At 45.6% G+C, this 9,541-nt stretch carries 10 protein-coding genes and 1 riboswitch; all 10 genes read left to right on the top strand.

Annotated features, from left to right (window positions below; genetic code table 11):
• Window positions 1–310 precede the first annotated feature (310 nt).
• The 10 genes from CXF70_RS15325 (at window position 311) to purF (ending at window position 9,530) form a co-directional block, all read left to right on the top strand.
• Window positions 311–832, top strand: coding sequence for a DUF2179 domain-containing protein (locus CXF70_RS15325; RefSeq protein ID WP_199172846.1), 522 nt, complete (start codon window positions 311–313; stop codon window positions 830–832).
• Window positions 829–1,017 (top strand): NETI motif-containing protein, encoded by a 189-nt coding sequence (locus tag CXF70_RS15320; protein ID WP_084242335.1) that lies wholly within the window; start codon window positions 829–831, stop codon window positions 1,015–1,017. Before CXF70_RS15325 ends, CXF70_RS15320 begins: the two co-directional genes overlap by 4 nt.
• A gap of 86 nt (window positions 1,018–1,103) precedes the next feature.
• Window positions 1,104–1,203, top strand: a riboswitch (purine riboswitch).
• 134 nt (window positions 1,204–1,337) lie between these two features.
• Window positions 1,338–1,826 carry a 5-(carboxyamino)imidazole ribonucleotide mutase gene (gene purE, locus CXF70_RS15315; RefSeq protein WP_084242334.1) on the top strand — a complete coding sequence of 163 codons (489 nt, stop codon included), beginning with the start codon at window positions 1,338–1,340 and terminating at the stop codon, window positions 1,824–1,826.
• Window positions 1,823–2,962 (top strand): 5-(carboxyamino)imidazole ribonucleotide synthase, encoded by a 1,140-nt coding sequence (purK, locus tag CXF70_RS15310; RefSeq protein WP_101803376.1) that lies wholly within the window; start codon window positions 1,823–1,825, stop codon window positions 2,960–2,962. Before purE ends, purK begins: the two co-directional genes overlap by 4 nt.
• Window positions 2,962–4,257, top strand: coding sequence for an adenylosuccinate lyase (purB, locus tag CXF70_RS15305; protein ID WP_084242332.1), 1,296 nt, complete (start codon window positions 2,962–2,964; stop codon window positions 4,255–4,257). Before purK ends, purB begins: the two co-directional genes overlap by 1 nt.
• 16 nt (window positions 4,258–4,273) lie before the next feature.
• Window positions 4,274–4,990 carry a phosphoribosylaminoimidazolesuccinocarboxamide synthase gene (purC, locus tag CXF70_RS15300; RefSeq protein WP_101803375.1) on the top strand — a complete coding sequence of 239 codons (717 nt, stop codon included), beginning with the start codon at window positions 4,274–4,276 and terminating at the stop codon, window positions 4,988–4,990.
• On the top strand, window positions 4,987–5,241 hold the full coding sequence (purS, locus tag CXF70_RS15295; protein WP_084242330.1) for a phosphoribosylformylglycinamidine synthase subunit PurS: 255 nt from the start codon (window positions 4,987–4,989) through the stop codon (window positions 5,239–5,241). The genes purC and purS overlap by 4 nt, the downstream gene beginning before the upstream one ends.
• Window positions 5,238–5,921: a phosphoribosylformylglycinamidine synthase subunit PurQ gene (gene purQ / locus CXF70_RS15290; RefSeq protein ID WP_101803374.1), complete on the top strand. Its 684-nt coding sequence runs from the start codon at window positions 5,238–5,240 to the stop codon at window positions 5,919–5,921. Before purS ends, purQ begins: the two co-directional genes overlap by 4 nt.
• On the top strand, window positions 5,905–8,133 hold the full coding sequence (purL, locus tag CXF70_RS15285; protein WP_101803373.1) for a phosphoribosylformylglycinamidine synthase subunit PurL: 2,229 nt from the start codon (window positions 5,905–5,907) through the stop codon (window positions 8,131–8,133). The genes purQ and purL overlap by 17 nt, the downstream gene beginning before the upstream one ends.
• On the top strand, window positions 8,109–9,530 hold the full coding sequence (gene purF, locus CXF70_RS15280; protein ID WP_101803372.1) for an amidophosphoribosyltransferase: 1,422 nt from the start codon (window positions 8,109–8,111) through the stop codon (window positions 9,528–9,530). The genes purL and purF overlap by 25 nt, the downstream gene beginning before the upstream one ends.
• The last annotated feature ends 11 nt before the right edge of the window (window positions 9,531–9,541 follow it).

The following is a 9,541-nucleotide window of genomic DNA, read 5'->3' as shown; positions in this document are numbered from 1 at the left end:
AAAAGAAAGGTCGTTACCGCGCAAGCGGTAGCGGCCTTTTTTTATTAATAAATGAAAGTTATAAATGTTTATATTATTATTTCCCTACTATATTATTATGGAAAAACAAATTATGTAGACGCTTCTCAAATTAATGCCAACCGTAATCGAGGCAGTTCCTATTAAAAGCAGAATAAAGCAGATTCCCCAGTAAACATAAAGCTTTGGAAGACCTTTCGCCCTTGCTTTATAGAGCGGTTTCCACTAATATGTAATTTGATTCTTAAGGGAAAATGAAAGGGTGTACGAATTGGAAATAAATCCATGGTTGATGGTAATCATCATTTTCTCCATCAATATTGTGTATGTATCATTTTTTACTGTAAGGATGATCATGACATTAAAAGGCTACCGCTATTTAGCGGCGTTGGTCAGTATGGTAGAAACAGTAATATATATAGTAGGGCTTGGATTGGTGCTGGACAACTTGGATCAGATCCAAAACCTGGTAGCCTATGCAATCGGATATGGTTCAGGAGTTATTGTCGGTTCTAAAATAGAAGAGAAGATGGCTCTGGGTTATATTACGGTGAACGTTATCACCAGTGAACAAAACCAGCAGTTGCCTAATGCGCTGCGCGAAAAAGGTTATGGTGTTACTGATTGGGCAGCCAATGGACGGGACGGAGACCGTCAGTCTATGCAGATATTGACGCCGAGAAAAATGGAATTGAAACTATATACCACTATTAAGGAAATTGATCCTAAAGCGTTTATCATTGCTTATGAACCAAAATCGATACATGGAGGTTTCTGGGTTAAGCAGGTTAGGAAAGGGAATCTTTTTAAATGAATAAAAAAACAGTATGGTTTGAAGTGGCTGAGAACGAAACAATGGAAGATTGTTTGAAACGTATGAAAACAGAAGGTTATATGGCTGCCGGCAGAAAAGAAGAACCGTTATTCGAAGAAAAAGATGGTGTACCGGTACCTGTAAGGCAAATAATAAAATTTAAAGGGTTAAAAATAGAAGAATAATTTGTTAAAAGAGTAAAATCCGAACTATAATATATTCTGAAAAATTATTGTTCGGATTTAATTATTGACTAGTAAATAATGAGTTGTTATGATTGATTAGGAAACCCCATATATGCAGAAGAATTGGCTTCTGCGTCTCTACCAAGACACCGGAATGTCTGGACTATGCGGGAAAGCAACTTATGGAAATGACGCGAGGGATGTGCATGTATGCCATCAGTCTCTATTTCGTTGATTTTGAAGTCCTTAAGTAAACTGCTTTTCACGTAAAAGTGAGCAGTTTATTTGAGGGCTTTTTACTTTTTAAAAGGAGAGATACGATGAATCCGAAAATCGGTGTGATTATGGGAAGTTCGAGTGATTGGGAAACGATGAAAAATACCTGTGAGATTCTGGATGAGCTTGATATTGCTTATGAAAAGAAAGTCATTTCCGCTCATCGGACGCCTGAATTGATGTTCAGCTATGCAGAAGATGCCAGAAACAGCGGGCTCAAGGTAATTATTGCCGGCGCAGGTGGGGCGGCGCACCTTCCTGGGATGGTAGCAGCAAAGACCACTTTGCCGGTCATTGGAGTTCCTGTGCAATCCAAAGCGCTGAATGGATTGGATTCATTATTATCGATTGTACAAATGCCTGGAGGAGTGCCGGTAGCTACTGTCGCAATTGGTAAAGCGGGTGCTGTAAATGCCGGTCTTTTGGCTGCCCAAATTCTAAGTACCTCTGATGAACGTGTGGCAGAAGCGCTGCAGAAGCGCAGAGATCATACAAAAGCTGAAGTTTTAAAAAGTACGGAGGATTTAATATGATGAAAAAGATCTTACCGGGTCAAACTATCGGAATCATCGGTGGCGGTCAATTAGGACGCATGATGGCCATGGCAGCGAAAGAGGCAGGTTTTAAAATAGCGGTTTTAGATCCTTCAATGGATTCCCCGACGGGCCAGATTGCTGATATGCAATTGATTGCAGCTTATGATGATTTGGAAGCGTTGGAAGAATTGGCTTCGGTCAGTGATGTAATCACTTATGAGTTCGAAAATATTGATGTTGAAGGATTAGCGCATTTATGTAAAATTGCATATGTTCCACAGGGCTCTGAACTTATCCGCATCACTCAGAATCGCGTTTTTGAAAAAGAAGAAATAGCTAAAGCTGGAGTTCCTGTAGCGAAGTATATCGTAGCCGAAAATTTTTCGGATTTATTGGAACAAAAAGCAACGATCGATTATCCGTTTATAGTAAAAACCGCAAAAGGCGGTTATGACGGAAAAGGGCAGCAGACCATTCAATCAGAAAGAGAGTTGGAGCTGGCGAAGCCGCTTTTTGATAACGGGATCTGTGTTGCTGAGGAATTTGTAGGCTTCACGAAAGAAATTTCGGTTATCATTCAACGCAACGGCAACGGCGAAACTGTTTTATTGCCGATAGGGGAGAATATCCATAAAAATCATATTTTGCACGAAACGATTGTTCCAGCCCGAGTGGGTGAGACGACGATTGCAAAAGCGACCGAGGCCGCCAAAAAAATTGCAGAGCATCTAGGGATGGTTGGGACATTGGCGGTTGAAATGTTCGTTTTGGAAAATGGCGATATAATGGTGAATGAACTGGCGCCGAGACCACATAATTCGGGGCATTATTCAATTGAAGCGACAAGCAGTTCGCAGTTTCACCAACATATCCGGGCTGTATGCGGCTGGCCGCTGCGTCAGTCGGAGTTATGGTCGGATACGGTGATGGTCAATGTATTGGGGCAGCATGTAGCTCCGTTGGCCTCGAAAATCGCACAATATCCAAATTGGTCGATTCATCTGTATGGAAAAGAAGAAGCAAAACATGACCGGAAAATGGGGCATGTGACCATACTGACAGACGATTTGGAAGCAACATTAAAAGAAATAGACGAATCTGGCATTTGGTCGGACAAACTGGAGGAAAAATAATGATCGCACGTTACACAAGACCCGAAATGGGCGCAATCTGGACAGAAGAAAATAAATACAATGCTTGGCTTGAAGTGGAGATTTTAGCTTGTGAAGCATGGGCAGAGATCGGAGATATCCCGAAAGAAGATGTTGCCTTAATCAGAAAAAACGCTTCATTTTCAGTGGACCGCATTCTTGAAATTGAAGAAGAGACGCGCCATGATGTGGTGGCATTCACGCGTGCGGTATCTGAAACGCTTGGAGAAGAGCGTAAATGGGTGCATTACGGCCTGACCTCTACGGATGTTGTGGATACAGCGTTGTCTTACCTGTTAAAACAAGCAAACGAGATAATCCGCAAAGATTTGACAAATTTTATTGAAATATTAGCAAATAAAGCCAAAGAACATAAGATGACTGTAATGATGGGCCGTACGCACGGCGTACATGCAGAACCGACAACTTTCGGTTTGAAGCTCGCTTTATGGCATGAAGAAATGAAACGCAACCTGGAACGTTTTGAAGCGGCAGCAAAATCCATTGAAACGGGCAAGATGTCCGGTGCGGTTGGAACTTATGCCAATATCGATCCATTTGTTGAAGAGTATGTGTGTAAGGAACTTGGACTTGCGGCATCTCCGATTTCGACCCAGACTTTGCAGCGTGACCGCCATGCGCAGTATTTGAGTGTGCTGGCTTTGATCGGCTCATCCATAGAGAAATTTGCGACAGAAATTCGTGGACTGCAGAAATCGGAAACGCGTGAAGTGGAAGAGTTCTTCGCTAAAGGCCAAAAAGGTTCATCTGCGATGCCGCATAAACGCAATCCGATCGGTTCGGAGAACATGACTGGGCTGGCGCGTTTGATCCGCGGTTATATGCTGACGGCTTACGAGAACGTCTCACTTTGGCATGAACGCGATATTTCGCATTCTTCTGCAGAGCGTGTAATCCTGCCTGATGCGACGATCGCTTTGAATTATATGCTGAACCGTTTCGGCAATATCGTGAAGAATTTGACGGTGTTCCCGGAAAACATGAAGCGTAATATGGATTCGACACTTGGCCTCATTTATTCACAGCGGGTATTGCTGGCATTGATCGATAAAGGGATGGCCCGTGAAGCGGCGTACGATACGGTGCAGCCATGTGCTATGGAAGCGTGGGAGAACCAGACGCATTTCCGCAAAATCGTGGAAGCGAACGAGACGATCACTTCGCAGCTGACAAAAGAAGAATTGGATGATTGCTTCGATTACAACCATCACTTGCAGCAAGTGGACATGATTTTCAACCGACTTGGATTAAACTAAACGGAGGTCTCCCTACATGGAAAAAGGTCAGCTATTGTACGAAGGCAAAGCCAAACGCTTATACGCAACGGACGAACAGGATATTTTATGGGTGGAATATAAAGATTCAGCGACTGCTTTTAATGGCGAGAAGAAAGCGGAAATCACCGGAAAAGGCATGTTGAACAATAAGATCACATCATTAATTTTCGAAAGATTGCAGGAAGCGGGGATTGCTTCGCATTTTGTGGAACAATTGTCTGACCATGAACAGCTGGTCCGACAGGTTACAATCATTCCTGTCGAAGTTGTGGTAAGGAATATTGTAGCCGGCAGCATGGCCAAACGCCTTGGTTTGGAAGAAGGAACGGTTTTGAAACAATCGATTGTCGAATTCTATTATAAGGATGATGCACTTGGTGATCCGATCATCACAGAAGATCATATTGAGATGCTGGAACTGGCATCGACAGAAGAGATTAAACAGCTGCGCACGAAGGCACTCGAAGTCAATGAAGTTCTAATCGGCTTTTTCAAGGAAGTTGGCGTAGATCTTGTCGACTTCAAGATTGAATTTGGCCGTGACAATGACGGTCAAATCTTACTGGCGGACGAAATTTCGCCGGATACGTGCCGTCTTTGGGATGCAAAAACAAAACAAAAACTCGATAAAGATGTATTTCGTCGTGATCTCGGCAATTTAACGGAAGCATATGAACTCATTTTAGCTAAACTGGGAGGACAACATTCATGAGAAAAGTTAAAATCTACGTCACTTTGCGCGAAAGCGTACTTGATCCACAAGGATCCGCGGTAATGGGTTCACTTCATAAAATGGGTTACGGGGATGTTGAAGATGTACGGATCGGCAAATACCTTGAATTGATGATTTCCGATGACGCAAATGATGTTGATGCACTTGTAAATGAAATGTGCCAGAAGTTATTGACGAATACGGTGATTGAAGATTACCGTTTCGAAATCGAGGAGGCTGTCTCGCAATGAAATTCGCAGTAATCGTATTTCCTGGATCCAATTGTGATTTGGATATGTACCATGCGGTCAAGGATGAACTTGGTGAAGAAGCAGAATATGTTTGGCATGATTCAACTGATTTAAGCGGCTATGACGGAATTTTATTGCCGGGAGGCTTTTCATATGGCGATTACTTGCGCTGCGGTGCGGTAGCCCAGTCTTCACCGGTGATGGATGAAGTGAAAAAAGCGGCGGAAGCAGGAAAGCCGGTTCTTGGCATCTGCAATGGTTTCCAGATTCTTACCGAAGCAGGACTCCTTCCGGGAATTCTGCTGCGCAATAAAAACCTCAAATTCATGTGCCGTACGGTCGGCTTGAAAGTTGAAAATGCCAATACATTATTCACGAATGAATACATGGCCGGGCAGGAGATTCAAATTCCAATAGCACACGGTGAAGGAAATTATTACTGCGATGACGCGACTTATGATCAGTTGAAGAACAATAACCAGATCGTGTTCTCTTATGCAGATGACTTTAACGGCAGCCGCAATAATATTGCAGGAATCGTCAATGAACGCGGCAATGTCCTTGGCATGATGCCGCATCCGGAACGTGCCGTTTCCGATTTGATCGGCGGCAGCGATGGACTTTCTTTATTCAAATCAATCGTTAAACAGTGGAGGGAAGCAAATGTCAGTCACGCTTGAGCCAAATACTGAGCAGATCAAAGAACAGAAAGTCTATCAGCAGATGGGATTATCCGATGCAGAGTTCGCCATGGTGGAAAAGATTCTAGGAAGAACGCCGAATTACACGGAAACCGGCTTGTTTTCGGTTATGTGGTCGGAACATTGCTCTTATAAGAATTCAAAACCTGTATTGGCGAAATTCCCGACGAAGGCGCCCCGGGTTCTTCAGGGACCAGGGGAAGGGGCAGGAATTGTCGATATCGGCGACGGCCAGGCAGTGGTATTCAAAATGGAATCGCATAACCATCCTTCAGCAATTGAACCTTACCAAGGAGCAGCGACTGGTGTCGGCGGTATCATCCGTGATGTGTTCTCAATGGGTGCCCGGCCAATCGCGCTTTTGAATTCGCTGCGCTTTGGCGAACTTACTACCCCTCGCGTGAAATATTTATTCGAAGAAGTGGTTGCAGGTATCGCTGGATACGGTAATTGCATCGGCATCCCGACAGTCGGCGGCGAAGTGCAGTTTGATGCTTCGTATGACGGCAATCCACTGGTTAACGCTATGTGCGTCGGTTTGATCGACCATAAGGATATTCAAAAAGGAATCGCTTCCGGTGTCGGCAATCCGGTGATGTATGTCGGAGCCAAAACAGGCCGTGATGGAATACATGGAGCCACTTTCGCTTCGGAAGAATTGACGGAATCCTCGGGCGACAATCGCCCGGCGGTTCAAGTGGGAGATCCATTTATGGAGAAGCTATTGCTTGAGGCCTGCCTTGAACTGGTAAAATCCGACGCGTTGATCGGTATACAGGATATGGGAGCTGCAGGTCTGACTTCTTCTTCAGCTGAAATGGCGTCAAAAGCCGGGTCAGGAATTGAAATGGACCTGGATCACATCCCGCAGCGCGAAACTGGCATGACAGCTTACGAGATGATGTTGTCGGAATCGCAGGAACGCATGTTGATTGTAGTGAAAAAAGGACGTGAACCTGAGATCGTCGAGTTATTCGAGAAATACGGGCTGGACGCGGTAACGGTCGGAAAAGTGACGGATGATTCCACTTTGCGCCTTGTCCATAAAGGAGAAATCGTGGCGGAAGTGCCGGTCGATGCACTTGCGGAAGATGCACCGGTCTACCACAAGCCTTCGAGCGTGCCTGCTTATTATAAAGAGTATCAGCAGATGGACAACTTTGAACCGGAAGTTGAAAACTACGGTGAGACGCTGAAGGCTTTATTGCAGCAGCCGACCATCGCTTCGAAAGAATGGGTTTACGATCAATACGATCATCAGGTCCGCACGAGCACTGTGGTCAGTCCTGGATCAGATGCAGCGGTTATCCGTGTTCGCGGTACGAATAAAGGACTGGCGATGACGACGGATTGCAATTCGCGCTATATTTATCTCGATCCTGAAATGGGCGGGAAAATTGCGGTGGCGGAAGCGGCACGCAATGTCGTGGTATCAGGTGCGAAGCCGCTCGCAATCACGGATTGCCTGAACTTCGGGAATCCTGAAAAACCGGAGATTTTCTGGCAGCTTGAGAAAGCGGCTGATGGCATGTCTGAAGCCTGCACAATCCTTGATGCACCGGTTATTGGCGGAAATGTCTCTCTATACAATGAAACAAACGGAACGGCGATTTATCCGACACCGACGATCGGTTTGGTTGGCCTGGTTGAAGATTTATCGCATGTAACAACACAAGACGCAAAAAAAGCCGGCGATGTGGTTTATATGATCGGTGAAAGCTTTACGGAATTCGGCGGCAGCGAACTGCAGAAAATGCTGGAAGGACGCATTTTCGGCAAAGCGCCGTCCATCGATTTAACTGTTGAAGCACAGCGTCAGCAGCAAATTCTTAAAGCCATTCAAAAGGGACTGGTGGCATCTGCCCATGACGTGGCGGAAGGCGGTGTTGCGGTGGCTCTTGCGGAGAAGGCTTTCGGCAACGGCTTAGGAATGGATATCACACTAACAGGTTCACCAACGACAGCTCTTTTCAGTGAATCGCAATCACGGTTCATCGTATCCGTTTCTCCGGAACATGCTTCACAATTCGAACAGATCGTTCAAGATGCCAAGGAAATTGGGACAGTCACAGACTCTGGAGAATTAACGATCAAGAGTGAAGACGGCAGCGTCTGGGTCAACGATTCGGTCGACGCGCTTCGCGCATCTTGGAAAGGGGCAATACCATGCTTGCTGAAATCAGAAGCTTAAACGAAGAATGTGGTGTCTTTGGAATCTGGGGACATGAAAATGCCGCGCAGATCACCTATTATGGGCTTCATGCCTTGCAGCACCGCGGTCAGGAAGGTGCGGGTATCGTAACGACTGATGGCCAAAAGCTGAAACCGGTCAAAGGTGAAGGTTTGGTCAATGAAGTGTTCACTCCTGAAAAACTTGCGAAAATGGCAGGAAATGGAGCTATTGGGCACGTCCGATATGCAACAGCCGGAGGCAGCGGCATCGAAAATGTCCAGCCCCTGCTGTTCAATTCAACGACAGGCGGCCTTGCCATATCGCATAACGGTAATTTGGTGAATGCCAATCATCTGAGAGAACATCTCGAACGGCAGGGCAGCATATTCCAGACTACATCCGATACTGAAGTTTTAGCGCATCTGATTAAACGGAGCGGCTATGAAAGCTTCGAAGAAAAGATAAAAAATGCGTTGTCGTTATTGAAAGGCGCATTCGCCTGTGCAATCCTGACAGAAGAAGCGATGTATATCGCGCTTGATCCCCATGGCCTTCGCCCATTTTCCATCGGCAGACTTGGTGATGCCTGGCTAGTCGCTTCGGAAACTTGCGCCTTTGACATTGTCGGTGCGGAATTCGTCCGATCTGTCGAACCCGGAGAATTTATTGTCATAGATAAAGAAGGGATGCGGGCTGAACGCTTTGCTTACCCGAATGAACGCTCGATCTGTACAATGGAATATGTCTATTTTTCACGTCCGGATTCAGACATCGACGGCATCAATGTGCATTCAGCGCGTAAACGCCTAGGCAAGCAACTTGCGAAAGAAATTCAAATCGATGCAGATGTTGTTACCGGCGTACCAGATTCAAGTATATCTGCTGCCATCGGCTATTCAGAAGAAAGCGGCATTCCTTATGAACTGGGATTGATTAAAAACCGCTATGTCGGCCGTACGTTCATCCAGCCATCCCAGGATCTACGGGAACAGGGAGTGAAGATGAAATTGTCTCCTGTCCGCCAGGTTGTTGACGGCAAGCGTGTCATCATGGTCGATGATTCCATCGTCCGCGGCACCACTTCCCGTCGGATCGTCACTTTGCTGAAAGAGGCGGGGGCTACGGAAGTACATGTGGTCATCAGTTCACCGCCAATTAAAAATCCGTGTTTCTATGGAATCGATACAAGCACTTCAGGTGAATTGATCGCTGCCAACAATACAGTGGAAGAAATGCGCGAACAGATTGGCGCGGATTCACTTACATTTCTGTCAGTGGACGGTATGGTCCAAAATATCGGACGCACCGATCCTGGTTCTAAATGCGGCCATTGCCTGGCTTGTTTTACAGGGGACTACCCTACGGATATATATCCGGATACCGTTTTACCTCATGAAAAAGAAGTCAGCCAATAGGAGGAACCGAT

Origin of the sequence: Planomicrobium sp. MB-3u-38, assembly GCF_002836425.1 — a bacterium.
Classification (GTDB): Bacteria; Bacillota; Bacilli; order Bacillales_A; family Planococcaceae; genus Planococcus; species Planococcus okeanokoites.
Note: the sequence above shows the minus strand (reverse complement) of the source record. Positions and strands in the feature narration are given on the sequence as shown.